This window comes from Paenibacillus taichungensis (assembly GCF_013359905.1).
Classification (GTDB): Bacteria; Bacillota; Bacilli; order Paenibacillales; family Paenibacillaceae; genus Paenibacillus; species Paenibacillus taichungensis.
This window is the reverse complement of the sequence record NZ_JABMCC010000112.1, coordinates 179,083-193,847: the sequence shown is the minus strand read 5'-3', so window position 1 is coordinate 193,847 and position 14,765 is coordinate 179,083. Positions and strand designations below refer to the sequence as shown.

Here is a 14,765-nt window from a genome sequence, read left to right as displayed (position 1 = left end):
GGTAAACGGAATGAGGGAATAAATTGAAAATACCTACAACGTTAAAACATAAACCTGTTGTCGTATCGGATAATTATGAAAAGGTTGACGGCCGTATGGCCGGAAACACGGACGCAAAAGGTCTTTCCCTGGGATTGGCCCAGTGGAACGATAGAGGAAAGGTTGATATTTCAGCCAAAGTATGGAGATATACCGGAGAAAAGTGGTCCAGACAATCTGAGGAACTGCCTCTCCATCGCGTGCTGGATTTGTCCATTCTGATCTGTCGGTCTTTGGAACATTTTCGTGAGGCCTATAGATATGAGAATTTATATGACCCAGAGCAGCCTGTCATCGATCGTGTTGGCCTACAAGGGGATGCAATGTCCGTGGAGATCTGTACGGACAATGAGAGAATAAATGAAGATATTAAACTGTTCAGCCAAGCTCTGAGCGATGACGATGAAATGATCGGCGAGCGTTTGCGTACATTATCCAAGATATTAAAGGATATGGGTTATTAACGATATAACGTCAAGCTAAAGTGGATTGAACAAAAAGAACCTAAACGTCTGACGTTTAGGTTCTTTTTTGTGAGTTAAATATAACGATTTTAGTTAGCAATGAAGTTCCCCATTCGATTGCTTTTATGAATCTCTTCCGTTCCAGCATCGAGAGCAGTCCTGTAATATGCACGTTTATGTTCAATAACTTCCATGGTCTTTCTAAGTTCTTCCATTTGTGCTTCTACACTAGCCTTGCGTTCGGTAAACATGTCATATCGCTCCTGCAAGGTGGAGTCACCCTCGGAACACCATGCAATAAAATCTTTGATATCCTTGATCGGCATGCCGGTAGATTTCAGACATTGAATGATCTTTAAAAAATCAATGTCTGATTCTTTGAAGTTTCGAGCTCCGCCAGGGGTGCGTTCTACAAAGGGCATGAGTCCTTCCTTATCGTAGTAACGCAATGTATATACGGTTAGATTCAATTCTTTAGCAACTTCGCTAATTGAATATGTCATTTATGTTCCCCTTTTCGTACTAATATAGACTTCGAGCTAACTCTAATTTCTTTTGGGATTTTACCATGCAGGTTGTAGGATGTCAAAAATCTCAAAAGACATTTGACCTAGAGTTAACTAGAGGGATTAAGATAGTTTTGCAAGAGAAAAGGAAGAATGACAATCTTAGGAGGTTTTATGATGATAACTGCTAAAGCACGAGCTGTTGACGGTCCGGACCAATCATTCCGGGCGGCTGAGATTAAACGACGCGATCTGGATTTGCACGATGTTCTGATCGAGATTAAATATGCCGGTATTTGCCACTCTGACATCCATACTGCTCACGGCGAATGGGGTCCCGTAAACTATCCGCTCGTACCTGGACATGAGATTGCAGGAATTGTCACCGATGTAGGAGCCGAAGTTTCAAAGTACAAAGTTGGTGACCGAGTAGGGGTGGGGTGCATGGTTGATTCCTGTGGCGAATGTGAGAACTGCCGCCAAGGAGAAGAGCAGTACTGTCTCAAAGGAAATGTTCCTACCTACGCGGGTGTCGATAAGTACGGCGAACCTACACAAGGTGGGTACTCCACTCACATTGTCGTAACCGAAGAGTTCATCGTTCGTATTCCGGACAACATCGAGCTGGATGTCGCTGCCCCTCTACTATGTGCAGGTATTACAACATACTCGCCGCTAAATCATTGGGGAGCGGGACCAGGTAAAAAAGTAGCGGTTGTAGGTCTGGGTGGACTGGGTCATATGGCTGTCAAAATTGCACATGCCATGGGCGCAGAAGTAACTGTTCTATCACAATCATTGAAGAAAAAAGAGGATGGTTTGCAATTCGGGGCAGATCATTACTATGCCACAAGTGAACCTGATACGTTCGCAAAACTCGCCGGGTCTTTTGATCTGATTATTAACACGGTAAGTGCAAATATCGACATCAATGCTTATTTCTCACTGCTCACACTGGATGGCACGCTGGTAAATGTGGGTGCTCCTGGAGAGCCGTTGGCAGTGAACGTGATGTCCCTTATCGGTCACCGTCGCTCATTTGCAGGTTCAATGATCGGGGGCATCCGTGAGACTCAGGAAATGCTTGATTTCTGTGCAGAACATAGTATCGTTCCTATGATCGAAGTCATTTCAGCTGACCAAATTGACGAGGCATACCAACGTGTATTAGCTTCAGATGTGAAGTACAGATTCGTAATTGACACTAGCACAATTTAAATTGTTTTATAATAGATTGTATGGGCCTTTACCATTTGAACTGCAACTATAAAAACAGAAAATCCAATCGCTCATAACATTGCGATTGGATTTTCTGTTGTATTAATGATACGACGAATTTATCAAAATATCGAGAATCATACCATTAACCCACTTGAACCGTTGGGCGAATAATCATTTCATTAATCGCTACATCCGATGGTTGCTCAATTGCAAATGCGATTGCACGTGCGATGTTATCTGCATTAATAGCGGATTTGTAGAACTCATCTAGGCCTGCTTTGGACTCAGGATCACTTGTCGTTTCCAGTAACTCGCTGCTGACAGCGCCTGGAGAAATATTGGTGACTCTGATATTTGTGCCGCTCATGGCTTCTTCCTGGCGCAAGCCTTCGGAGATGGCTGTGACGGCATGTTTCGTTCCACAGTATACAGTTCCACCTGGATAAATGTTATGTCCGGCAACAGAGGAAAGGTTCAAAATATGACCTGATTTCTGTTCTCTCATGGACGGAAGAACTGCTGCAATAGCATAGAGGACACCCTTAATGTTTACATCGATCATATTGTCCCATTCATCAACTTTTTTCTTGAAAAGAAAGGCTTGAGGCATGATTCCTGCATTGTTGATTAGAACATCAATTTTTTCAAATTCGCTTAGTGCATATTCAGCCAAATCTTCCATTTGAGTATGTGAAGTCACATCTGTTGGTTTGATAATAGCGTGACCACCATTGTTCTGAATTTCTCTTTGCAATTGTACTAAACGTTCTTCCCGGCGAGCTGCCAATACCAGCTTGGCTCCTTTCGAAGCAAGAACTTTCGCGGTAGCTTCTCCAATCCCACTGGATGCTCCCGTAAGAATTACAACTTTACCCGCAATATTAGACATATTCAATTTCATTCCTTTCATTTAGATACAGATTCCTTCGCCTTAGAGCGCGTTGTACCACTCATCATTCACAGGCTCTAACCATTCCGTTTGTCCTGGTGTCATAGCCAGATGCACAAACCAGCTTTCGGCTGTTGCCCCATGCCAGTGCTTAACGTTCGGAGCAATATTTACAACATCTCCGGTTTTAAGTAATTGTGCAGGTTTACCCTCTTCCTGGTACCAGCCTTCACCACCTGTAATAAGTAACACTTGACCTACAGCGTGTGAATGCCAATTATTGCGTGCTCCTGGCGCGAAAGTGACATTTCCAATGCTAGTGTTTAGTGGAGTTTCATCTGTAAAGACCATCTCCAGATACGCGTCTCCAATAAAATTGGCTTCTACTTTTTTTCCCAGCGGGAAGATGGTGCTGTTACTCAAATGTTCGTTTGTCATAATGGTTCCCTACTTTCTATTTTATTTAAAAATATCTTTTGCAATATTGAACGCAGACCATGCCTTAGGCCAGCCCACATAGAAGGAAAGGTGTGTAATCATTTCGGAAACTTCATTACGAGTTACTCCATTTTCCTTTGCTTTATGAAGGTGTGGGGTTAATTGTTCGAAATTTCCACCGGTAATAAGTGCAGAGACGGTAATCATACTGCGATCATGACTAGATAATTCTTCTACTCGTGACCATACCTCGCCAAACAGAATATCGTCATTCAACTCTGCAAATTTGGGGGCGAAGTCACCCAATATATCTCGTCCAGCAGTTTGTTTTTTTTCCATAGCTATATGATCCTCCATTCGTTGTACATTTAAGAATTATTTAGAATTTCCTTCTACTCGATAAGTCATCCACAATCCGTTATGTTCCATTGGTTCGACTCTTATCAATTCAAAATGAACGGGGAAGGTTTCTTTGAAACTCGAACTATTCTCAAACATGGTCAAAGCTGGAGAGCTTGCCTCTGCAAAAGGAACGAATACGAGACTCAGCTCATCGATCAAACCTTCGTTCAGGAAAGAACCGTTTAAGACACCGCCGCCTTCAAGCAGTAATCGATCGATGGAGAACAATGCTTTCAATTTTTTTACAACCGTCACAACGTTCAGCTCTTTCGTTCCACCAAAGATATAAGAGATGCCCAATTCTTGCAGATATGCGAGATAAGCATCGGGAACTTCTTCAGTCAGGACTTCAATGATGTGATCCGTTGTTCTGTTGCCATTCTCTTCGGATATATAATTGTGGTTCCAAGCCAATTTGCCGTGTGGATCTATAGCGACGGCATAAGTTTCAACGTCTTTCTGCGCAATATAGTCCGTTCGAGGAATGGGGGACTGCTTGTCTTGATTGGATGGAGGAATATATTCATGTGCAAAATGCTCTTGCATCGTGATTCGTCCGCACATCCAAGCATTACACTCGTAGCGGTCATGGATACGTTCATACTCATGAATGAAGTAGGCTGACCGATCATCTTCCAGAAAATCCCCGATAATTTTGCCATCCAACGAACTAAGCATATGACAAATCGTATAGGGTCTGTCCATCGTAGCATCTCCTTTCAACATGAATGGATTGCATGGGATAAAATGAATGGCATCCATTACTGTAGTAACACTGATGTGTAATTTAAATTTACATTTATACAATAATGAACATCTATCTATTATTATATAAGGGAGAAATGTATAATCAATTGTTAGATTCATTGAATTTGTTCAGAAATAAACAAAGAAGTGTGTATTGTAAATAAACGTCAAGATAGTATGACAAAAAAACGCTTTGGGAGTTGATTTCCCAAAAGCGTCCTAAGTTTATTTCTATTTAAATACCAATGGTCACCCTTTGACTGCACCTGCAGTAAGTCCGCTAACGATATATTTCTGTCCAAACAAGTAGAGGATAAACACAGGAAGTGAAGTCAGTACAAGATTTGCAAAAATCAAATTCCAATCGCGGCTGTATTTGCCGTAAAAATTATAGATCGAAAGCGGCATAGTCCACGTTGAACTATTCGTAAGGAAGTACACCGGAATCGTAATATCATTCCATACCGACATAAACACCATGATCGCTACCGTTGCGTTAACGGGCAAAATGAGCGGTGTAACAATACGGAAAAACACGCCGAATACGCTGGCACCTTCCAGAAACGCGACCTCGTCCAGCGCTTTTGGAATGGTTTTGATAAATCCGCTGTACAAAAATACGCTAAAAGCGGTATTAAGCGCAGCGTAAATCAGGATGACACTTGATATGCTGCCGTAAAACCCCAATCCCTGTACGACCCGAATCGTCGTAATGATCGACATCGGCGCAATCAGTCCCATGAAAAAATACATATATATTGTGTTTGAAAGTTTTGTGTCCCGACGTGCCAGAATGAAGGATGCTGCTGAGGAAGCCACAATGTTGATAATGGACGAGATCCCTGTAATCCAGATGCTGTTCAGGAATGCTCGGGACAGACCGCCTTCTTCAAATACTCGGACATAGTTTGAAAACTGCCATTTATCCGGCAAACTCAAGGAGAAGCTGAGTACTTCAGCGCTCGTTTTAAACGAACCTAATATTAGAATCACCAGAGGCAACAGAATGAGCAGAGAGGCGAGGAGCAGAAATCCTTCAACAACATAGTTGCGAATAGCGAGTTTGCGTGTATATCCCATGTTATTCCGTAACCTCCTTGCGCCGCATGAAAATCAATAGCGGTATAGCAATAATCGTGACCGCCACAAACAGAAGTGTGTTGACTGCGGTACCAAGTCCCCAGTTTCCTTCGCCGAAGGAGCGGAGAATAATTGTTCCCACAACTTGTGAAGCGTTGCCTGGACCTCCGCCAGTCATGACATACACTTCCGAGAATACTTTAAGCCCACCAATCAGCGTCAACATCAGATTGATATTGATGGCTGGCAGCAAAAGGGGCAGTGTAATTTTGAAAAAACTTTTCCAGGAGCTTGCTCCATCAATCGTAGCGGCTTCATAGTATTCTTGAGAAATGGATTGTAAACCAGCCAGATAGATGGCCATTTGGAATCCGGCGCTTTGCCAGATGGATACGATGGCAATCGTCCAGATGACAAGGGAAGGATTGGTCAACCAAGCCTGGCTCAACGAATGTAATCCGACTGCTTCCAATACACGATTGATTGTACCTTCTGTACGTAGCATTGGTGTGAACAAGATGCTGATGACCAGAATGCTCAGTATGGAAGGGGAGTAGAAAATTGCGCGCAGCAGGTTCTTCGTTTTTAATCTCATATTTAGGGCCACGGCTAATAGCAGACCAATAATATTTTTGCCAGCAACCGTAACAACGGCAAAAATTGCCGTATTTTTAAGCGCCAAAATAAGCGTTTTGTCTGAGAAAATTTTCTCGAAATTGTCCCATCCGATAAACTTCAGATCAATTCGATCCAGACGCCAATCCGTAAAGGAGTAGTAGAAAGCAGCAATTGCTGGAATAACAAAAAAGATAGAGTAGATGAGTAGTGCCGGAAATACCATGTAATACGAATATAAATTTTTAGCCCTTTTCATGTCTCACACTCCGTTATGGCTAGGCAGCACTTCATTCAGGAATGACATGCTGCCCTGTATTTCATTTCTTAGAAACCGGAAACGCCTTTATCCTGCATAAGTTGACTGAACTTCTCATCCCAGGATTTCAGAACTTCCTCCGGAGTCAAACCGCCAGCGAATTGATCCTGTAACAGTCTGTATAGCTCACTTCGATCTACCAGCATGTAAGCATCCGTGGTCAACACAGTTTTCTTGGGCAGGATGTAATTGTCGACGATATCCTGTTTATAAGCAGGTAACTCCGGTGTAGTAACGTCGCTAAAATTGGATACATAGCCCTTGGAATCGACGATTTGTTGCGCAATTTCCTTGGAGGCGATAAAGTCCAGGAACTGTTTGGCTTCATCCAAATGCTTAGCCTTTTTCGGAATGAACAGCTGTCCTCCAAGCGGACTTGCACCCAGTTTGGCATCATCGGAAGACGGAATTGGGAATACGCCGAGTTCCATGCTTGGATCCTGTTCTGCTACGCCTTCGATTAACCAATCTCCCATAAACATCATGGCGACTTCCTTGTTCAGGAATTTGCCAACCGCCATGTCATAGCTGTCGCTCAGCACATCCGTATTGGTATACCCCTTGGTGTAGACTTCGTATTGCTGCTGCAAAAATGTTTTGAACTCGGGAATATCGGACCATTTTCTTTTGTTGCTGTTGAGTTCATCAAAAAAAGACGGATCATTTTTGGCTACAAAATCGGCAAATGCTGCCGCTGGCCAAATGTTCGCAGCCCATGCATCTTTATAGGGCATGAATACAGGGGTGATGCCGCCAGCTTTAATTTTTTCACAGATCGCCAAAAATTGTTCGTAACTTGTAGGGATGGACAGACCAAGGTCAGCAAAAATCTGTTTGTTGTACACGACGCCTTGCATGCCCGTATCTTGGCTGACATGGAAGCTGTAGATATGACCGGCAGCGGAAAGTACATCTTTGTTTACAATTCTGCTGGCCCAGGACTCGTTATCCAGAATTTCGAAATTGCGCTCAAGATTCAAATCCGTAACCGCACTGGCCAAATTGTATTGAATGATGTCGGGCGTTTCGTCTACAGCCAGCTTGGTTTGCAGTACGGTCGTTGTTTGCTCAGCCGGAATGAGCTGCAGATTAACAGAAATATGGGTCTGTTTTTCAAATTCATCGAGAATATCCTGCTGGATAAAGGCAGAATCCTGTGAACTCTTCGAAATGGCCAATTCCAGTGTGACCTTGCTGTTCTTATTTCCACTGCTTGCAGACGTATCAGAATCAGTGTCACCTGATCCGCAAGCGGTCAGTGAGATGGACAACAAGCTCGCCAGTACAATGGATGCTGCTTTTTTTCTTTTATGCATATTCAACGTAAATCCCCCTCTGAAACATGTAATGAATCCGTTTACAAATTCAATTATAAAATCCACTTCTTCTCCGGTACATGTCTGTGCTTGAATATTTATGTGTAAAATCCTGAACTTGAAATCGCTATCATTTCATTCGAACCCATGCTACATTAAGACATGATCCAGACGAGTTTCACAGCATGACAAGACAGGAGGCTTCCCGCAGCATGGGTAAATTTATACATAGAGCCACACAATTCAGCTTGCAGACAAAAGTATTATTGACATTTCTCGCCCTTCTTTTGTTCGTGCTGGGCTGCTTTATCGTTTATGTGAACCTTGTCGTTATCCGCCCGCTTACACAAAAGACAGAGGAGGATATACTGGTCACTGCCACAAAGGTACGAGAACAGGTTGACCGATACGTAGAGCAGCAAAACCAGATGTCCCAGCGCATATTGTCCAATAAGGACATCTTCGCAACGATGGACAAGAGCTCTTCAGCACCAAGCAATTATGAAAGACTGAAGCAGATTCGGAAACTAAAAGATATCATGTTTCAGGCTATTGGCCCCAGCATGAACATCAAGGACATGTCCATTTATGATAAACAAGGTGTGCTGCTCACATCGTATCTGGGTTCAGGGCATCCTCCAACAATCTTAAGTGCCTTAACGGAAAAAAGTAGAAGTGGACGAGAGTGGACAGGGAACGGTTTTATTCTGCTTCGAGATGCAGACACGATCTCCTTTGTCCGTACGGTCAACGATCAGAATGGCAAGCTATACGGATATCTTAGTATTCAAATGGATCAAGCTTACATTCAAAACCTTACGGAAGGAATTACTGCAGGAGATGTATTCATTTTGAACAAGCAAGGTGAGCAAATGACTGGCTTGGAAATGAGAAAGAACGAATTGGAGTGGAAAGAACCATTATCCGACGAAGGACTGGCAGTTGATGAACAAAATAATTACGTTACGCATTCTACATCTCACCAGACGGGTTGGATTACTTTTATAATAACGCCGAAAGATTCGGTATTAGGCTCGATCCGTTCCGTACAAAGCATGTCCATTTTGCTGATTACAGCCTTAATGCTCATTTCTTTCGTGTACATTTTCTTCTCCACACGCAACCTGTTGCTTCCCATTCGTAAGCTTCGCAGCCAGATTTGGCGCATCAACTACAGCAATATGAAGCTGAAAGTTGATGAACGACCTAAAAATAACGACCTGCTGCTGTTGAATGAAGCTTTTCAGGACTTGATGGAACGTTTACAGCAGTCCATTGATCGTGAGAAGAAGGCGTTACATGAAGAAGTCACTGCGCGGAATTCCGCATTACAAGCTCAGATCGCTCCCCATTTCCTTCATAACGTCCTTTATTTGATCAGTATTGCTGCTCAAGAAGGGAGAACCCAGGTCGTGTCCGATATGTGCAAACATCTGTCAGACAGTTTACGTTATATTGTTTCATCTCCTTATGCACATGTGACGATGACGGATGAGCTTGAGCATACAAGACATTACTTGTCGTTGGTACAACAAAAGTATGAAGAAGATTTGGAGTGGAACATCGATGCTGATGAACTGACGAGTGAAATCCGGCTGCCGCGGCTGGTCATTCAGCCTTTTGTTGAAAACTGTATTGAGCACGCTTTCTTTAATACCACACCTCCCTGGCGTATCCAAATTACCGTGAAGCAGTATAACGGATTATGGGCATTGGAGATTAAAGATAACGGAGAGGGCTTCCAGCCAAACAAAATAGAAGAGATTTTGTCCAATATACAGAAGTCCGGCTCCGGAATGAATCAAACCCCTGATCGTCAGACAGCTCTTGGCAACATGGGGATCGTCAATAGCGTGAATCGACTTAAACTGATGTATAGCAATCGGCTTTTATTTAACATCTACAACAATCATTCAGACAAGGAAAAAGGAGCAACCATTCAAATCATCGGATCGATGACGAGGGATTTTTACTGAGCACAGGAGGGATAGACTATGTACAATATCATGATCGTTGAGGATAGCAAACCTATATTGCGCAATATTAAAATGCTGTTGGATAAGCTGGATTTTCCCATTCACGTGGCAGTTACGGCCACAAATGGGGAAGAGGCGTTAGAAGCACTTCAGAAGCAGCCTATCGATCTCCTGTTGACAGACATACGGATGCCCAAGATGGATGGCTTATCACTAATTGAGCAGGCGAAGCTTGCCCAGCCTGAGTTGAGGGTCATTCTAATTAGCGGGTATAGCGATTTTGAATATACACGAAAAGCATTGAATTTGCAGGTGTTCGACTATTTGCTGAAGCCCGTCGAGCCTGAGGCGCTGGAGGAAGTCATGGGCAGAGTTATTAAACAGCTTGAACAATCGAGGTCTAGGTACTTCCATGAGCTGCAGGAGATCGTTGATCCCCATAGTTATGCTGAACTTAAGCCAGGAGACCATGCTGCTTTTTTGGCCCAAATGATGATCATTCTGCGCAGGCAGCCCTTCACCTCGGAACGGGAACGATGGGGACAAAAGACGTTACAGGCTTCTTTAGAAGATTTTTTTGCTCCTCGTCCATGTAAAGTGTTTCTAAGTCAAACTCCGCAGCAATTCATCGTTTTTGTAAACAGGGGGATTCTTGATTTGTATTCTTCTGTACATGAGTGTCTCGAATCGTTGCGGCGTCATTTAGATGTAAAAGGTATGGACACTACAATCGCGGGGCAGCTGCTATGGTCTCAAGATGCAAATCTGTCTGAGCTTTATCATCAAATATCGTCCATCTTATCGATTCACCAGCGATTGAACAATGGATTGGTGCTGGATAGCGGAAATCCGGTTTCCATAACAAGAACTGAAGCAGGTTGTCTGGATTCCACACTGGAGTTGGCTTTTGTCCACATGATACAAGCTCGTCAGAAGGAGCAGTTTGCCCTTAAGCTGTCCGAGTTGATGAATCGATGGACGGAGGATAACGTACATGTGAAAGAATTGGAACGATTTATCAATTTAGTAGTGGATACATTCGCACATTTGGTTGAAGAGCAAGGGGCGGGAATTAGGCTTGGTTTGGAGCTTAGAGCAAAAAAACTGTTCGATGAAGAAACATATGGTGATTTCTGCCGTGAATTAACGGAATGGATTGGACAATGTTTTGATATGCTTCAATCCCATGGTCGGAAAAGCAGAGAAGATCTGTTTATGCAAATGGATGAGTACATCAAACGGAACAAGTACACCCAAATATCCATCAATGACATTGCAATGAAGTTTCACGTCAGCCCCTCCTACGTTAGCAGAGTCATTAAAAAAGTAACGCAAGTCACATTTGTTCAGTATTATACAAAGCTTAGAATCAAGGAAGCATGCAGACTAATGGAATGTCAACCGGATATGAAGTTTAAGGAGTTATCAGATCTGTTATCGTTCAGTGATCAGCATTATTTCTCCAAGGTGTTTAAGGAATATACAGGACTTAGTCCGACAGAATATAAAGAAATACTGCTTAAATAGACTGACCGAGGAAAACTTATTAAACATTCCGAAAACGTTTGCTACGTATTTTAATCTGCCTGGTCTCATTATTTTATGTTGCAAACTATACAAATTTGGAGTAGATTAAAAATATAATAAATGTTGTATTTGCAACAAAAAACTGAACTCTTTTCAAATAAGTAATTGATTCATAGAAGGAGAGATATATCAGAATGACAGTGGAAATAAGAGCATGCAGTCACGAGGATTTACTAAAATTACAAGAAATAAGTATAGAAACATTCAACGATACATTCAAAGATCAGAATTCCCTTGACAATATGAGGGCCTATCTCGAAAGAGCATTTAACGCTAAACAGTTGGAAGCCGAGTTATCTAATAGCTGTTCAGACATCTTTTTCGTCTACTACAATGATGAACTTGCCGGATATCTAAAAGTGAACAGAGATGGCGCCCAATCCGAACAAATGAGTGATGTTTCACTCGAAATTGAGAGGATTTATATCAGGAATAAATTCCAAAAGCACGGACTAGGTAAATATCTGCTAAATAAAGCGATGGATACCGCACTGGAACACAAAAAGAAGGAAATCTGGCTCGGAGTATGGGAAAAGAATGACAATGCCATTGCTTTTTACAAGAAGATGGGATTTGTGCAAACGGGCTCACACTCTTTTTATATGGGGGACGAGGAACAAATCGATTTTATCATGGTCAAGACACTCTAGTAATCGTACCGATTCTAAAATCGGTACAGATTGTCGAAAAGTTGCTTTCTATTAGATATGGTCAATGCATGTGAATGGTCGTATATTAATACTATGTGGGTCATGTGTATGAACACAGATCCACTATGTGCATTGATAAACGATTCTACATAGAAGGACGGGGAAATATGGACTTTAAACCGCTTGCGTCATTTATTGACCGCATCACATCATGGAGAATTCCGTGGGCAGAAGTCCTTGTGATGCATCAAAATGATACCGTTTTCCGTTACCGGAATGGTTACGCCAATCTGGAGGAGCAAACGCCCATCGGCGAGGGGGCGATCTTTAATCTCTACTCCATGACGAAAATTATGACCTGTGTGGCAGCACTTCAACTTGTAGAGAGAGGGCAAATGCTGCTGAGCGATCCGGTATCTGATTATCTGCCGGAATATGCCGAGATGACGGTGAAGAAAACTTTATCGAGCGGCGAGGTCAGATTGGAAAAAGCGACAAAGGCGATTACAGTACGCGACTTGTTTACGATGACTGCCGGGTTCTCCTATGATGTTGGCTCGCCAAGCATTCAGGAAGCTGTGCAGAGCACCAACGGAATATTATCGACAAGAGACTTCGCGAAAGCGCTTGCCAAGGAACCGCTTCTGTTTGAGCCAGGTACGCATTGGAACTATAGCATGTGTCACGATGTGCTCGGAGCTTTGGTGGAGGTTGTGAGTGGCAGACGTTTTGGTAAATATCTGCAAGAAGAAATTATCGGACCGCTAGGTATGAACGATACGGCATTCGACCTGAACGAGGAACAGCAGACTCGCCTGATTCCGCAGTATGCTTACAATGATGAGCTTGAAAAAGCCGTACGAATGGACGGAAACGGATTCCGGGTAGGCACGGATTTGGAGAGCGGCGGTGCCGGACTATTGTCCACCGTTAGCGACTATGCACTGTTTCTTAGTGCGCTGACGGGAAAAGGAACAAGTCCAAAAGGCGTTCGCATTCTGTCACAGGCTTCAATTGAGCTGATGCGCACAGACCATCTGAACGATCTGACCCGTAATGATTATTCCTGGGATCATATGGGCGGGTATGGTTATGGGCTGGGTGTACGTACGCATATCTCCAAAGCGGGCAGCGGTTCGTTAAGCCCACTGGGTGAATTCGGATGGAGTGGTGCTGCCGGCTGCATGGCCATAATTGATCCAGACTCTGAACTTACGGTTATGTATGCGCAGCATCTGCTGAACAATCAGGAGCCTTATGTTCATCCCCGCTTGCGTAATGTTGTTTACTCCTGTTTGTAGTGCGAAAAGTTGAGACTTAAATACAAAAAAAGGTCGCTCATTAGCGACCTTTTCTTGTATTTAGAGAGTACGGTCTTGTACCAAATCTTAGGTGGGGAGTCCCCATTCGTTTGGAAAGAAAAATATTATTTTGTTGAGATTACTCTATTGACCATATAAATACCGATGGATACAAAGAGCAATGCAATTAGGTTTTTGAATTCCAAAATCGTTTCTCCCAAAAACAACGCCGATAGCAATGCACCAAATACAGGGATAAGGAAGTTATACACAGATACTTTTCCCACTTTGTTGTATTTCAGAAGTAGATTCCACAAGCAAAATGCGGCTGATGAAAGCAAAACTAAGTAAATCAAGATACCCGTTGATTCAAGTGTAAAATGTGTAACCCGGCCGCCAAGCAGGAGTCCCAATATGGTGAGTGCCAGTCCGCCGACAAACAAGCTAACTCCGGTAATAACCAGGACGTCGATGGAGCCTGTTAAGTGCTTTGCATAGATGGCCGTAATGGAAAAAATAAGAGCCGCAATAATAACGAAACCTTCACCTGTGAGAGAGAAGGAGAATTCCAGCAGATTGGAGTGGAAATTTACAATAATTACACCAATAAATCCTAGCAAACAGCCGACTATTTTATTTTTGCTCAGTTTATCATTTTTATATAAAAAATGTGCTAGAACCACACTGAAAAAGGTCGTTGTCGCATTCATAATCGAACCTTTGACACCTGTCGTATTGGCTACACCCACATAAAAAAACATATACTGCAGACCCGTTTGGAACATGCCAAGCAATATTAAGCTTGAAAATTGTCGTCCAGACAGTTCAAATTTCCGTTTACTAATGACACGAAACAAGAATAGAAGCAGTAATCCTGCTAAAATAAATCGATAACCCGCAAATACAAATTTGGATGGAATATCTTCTGCCAAGATATCAAAAGCACTATATCCAAGCTTAATAAACGGGTAGGCACTCCCCCATAACAAGCAACATAAACTTGCAACTAGTGTCACAAATAAAGGATCACTAAACTTGTTCGGGTTCTCCAATGCTTTTATTTCATTCACTTTCAATCTTCTCCTCGCATGATATGTAAATGTGTACGGGCTGATCGCACCTCACTGACCATATCACAAACTGCGAGTAGCTGTAACAAAAAAATGAAAGTTCCGTTTCATAAACATACTTAGAGGCTATAATTAACGTCGAAAA

At 42.7% G+C, this 14,765-nt stretch carries 15 protein-coding genes; 6 read left to right on the top strand and 9 right to left on the bottom strand.

Annotated features, from left to right (window positions below; all coding sequences use genetic code 11):
- Positions 1–23: 23 nt before the first annotated feature.
- Entirely contained in the window at positions 24–503 is a 480-nt protein-coding gene (locus tag HP548_RS16930; RefSeq protein ID WP_076289188.1) for a DUF6530 family protein, read from the top strand.
- Positions 504–592: 89 nt separating this feature from the next.
- Here HP548_RS16930 and HP548_RS16925 read toward each other — a convergent pair whose 3' ends face one another.
- The gene (locus tag HP548_RS16925) at positions 593–1,006 is read right to left on the bottom strand and encodes a MerR family transcriptional regulator (protein ID WP_076289189.1); all 414 of its coding nucleotides are present in this window, start codon (positions 1,004–1,006) and stop codon (positions 593–595) included.
- 180 nt (positions 1,007–1,186) lie between these two features.
- Between HP548_RS16925 and HP548_RS16920 the strand changes: the two genes are divergently transcribed.
- Entirely contained in the window at positions 1,187–2,227 is a 1,041-nt protein-coding gene (locus HP548_RS16920; protein ID WP_076289190.1) for an NAD(P)-dependent alcohol dehydrogenase, read from the top strand.
- Between the two features lie 145 nt (positions 2,228–2,372).
- On the opposite strand, the gene HP548_RS16915 is transcribed toward HP548_RS16920, so the two are convergent.
- The 7 genes from HP548_RS16915 to HP548_RS16885 form a co-directional block, all read right to left on the bottom strand.
- Entirely contained in the window at positions 2,373–3,119 is a 747-nt protein-coding gene (locus tag HP548_RS16915; protein WP_175382326.1) for an SDR family oxidoreductase, read from the bottom strand.
- Positions 3,120–3,161: 42 nt separating this feature from the next.
- Positions 3,162–3,557 (bottom strand): cupin domain-containing protein, encoded by a 396-nt coding sequence (locus tag HP548_RS16910; protein WP_175382325.1) that lies wholly within the window; start codon positions 3,555–3,557, stop codon positions 3,162–3,164.
- A gap of 21 nt (positions 3,558–3,578) precedes the next feature.
- Positions 3,579–3,896 carry a carboxymuconolactone decarboxylase family protein gene (locus tag HP548_RS16905; RefSeq protein ID WP_175382324.1) on the bottom strand — a complete coding sequence of 106 codons (318 nt, stop codon included), beginning with the start codon at positions 3,894–3,896 and terminating at the stop codon, positions 3,579–3,581.
- Positions 3,897–3,932: 36 nt separating this feature from the next.
- Positions 3,933–4,664, bottom strand: coding sequence for a dihydrofolate reductase family protein (locus tag HP548_RS16900; protein ID WP_175382323.1), 732 nt, complete (start codon positions 4,662–4,664; stop codon positions 3,933–3,935).
- A gap of 291 nt (positions 4,665–4,955) precedes the next feature.
- Complete coding sequence (locus HP548_RS16895) at positions 4,956–5,786, bottom strand: carbohydrate ABC transporter permease (protein ID WP_076289194.1); 831 nt, start codon at positions 5,784–5,786, stop codon at positions 4,956–4,958.
- A 1-nt stretch (position 5,787) separates the two neighbouring features.
- Positions 5,788–6,660, bottom strand: a complete 873-nt coding sequence (locus HP548_RS16890) for a carbohydrate ABC transporter permease (protein WP_076289195.1) — start codon at positions 6,658–6,660, stop codon at positions 5,788–5,790.
- A 68-nt stretch (positions 6,661–6,728) separates the two neighbouring features.
- Complete coding sequence (locus HP548_RS16885; RefSeq protein WP_175382498.1) at positions 6,729–8,036, bottom strand: ABC transporter substrate-binding protein; 1,308 nt, start codon at positions 8,034–8,036, stop codon at positions 6,729–6,731.
- 212 nt (positions 8,037–8,248) lie between these two features.
- Here HP548_RS16885 and HP548_RS16880 point away from each other — a divergent pair, with 212 nt between their 5' ends.
- From HP548_RS16880 to HP548_RS16865, 4 genes are all read left to right on the top strand, one after another.
- Positions 8,249–10,012 carry a cache domain-containing sensor histidine kinase gene (locus HP548_RS16880; protein WP_175382322.1) on the top strand — a complete coding sequence of 588 codons (1,764 nt, stop codon included), beginning with the start codon at positions 8,249–8,251 and terminating at the stop codon, positions 10,010–10,012.
- A gap of 18 nt (positions 10,013–10,030) precedes the next feature.
- Positions 10,031–11,539: a response regulator transcription factor gene (locus HP548_RS16875; protein WP_175382321.1), complete on the top strand. Its 1,509-nt coding sequence runs from the start codon at positions 10,031–10,033 to the stop codon at positions 11,537–11,539.
- 194 nt (positions 11,540–11,733) lie between these two features.
- Positions 11,734–12,249, top strand: coding sequence for a GNAT family N-acetyltransferase (locus HP548_RS16870; RefSeq protein WP_099856182.1), 516 nt, complete (start codon positions 11,734–11,736; stop codon positions 12,247–12,249).
- Positions 12,250–12,416: 167 nt separating this feature from the next.
- The gene (locus tag HP548_RS16865) at positions 12,417–13,550 is read left to right on the top strand and encodes a serine hydrolase domain-containing protein (protein ID WP_175382320.1); all 1,134 of its coding nucleotides are present in this window, start codon (positions 12,417–12,419) and stop codon (positions 13,548–13,550) included.
- 125 nt (positions 13,551–13,675) lie between these two features.
- On the opposite strand, the gene HP548_RS16860 is transcribed toward HP548_RS16865, so the two are convergent.
- Entirely contained in the window at positions 13,676–14,620 is a 945-nt protein-coding gene (locus HP548_RS16860; protein WP_218642255.1) for a DMT family transporter, read from the bottom strand.
- Between the last annotated feature and the right edge of the window lie 145 nt (positions 14,621–14,765).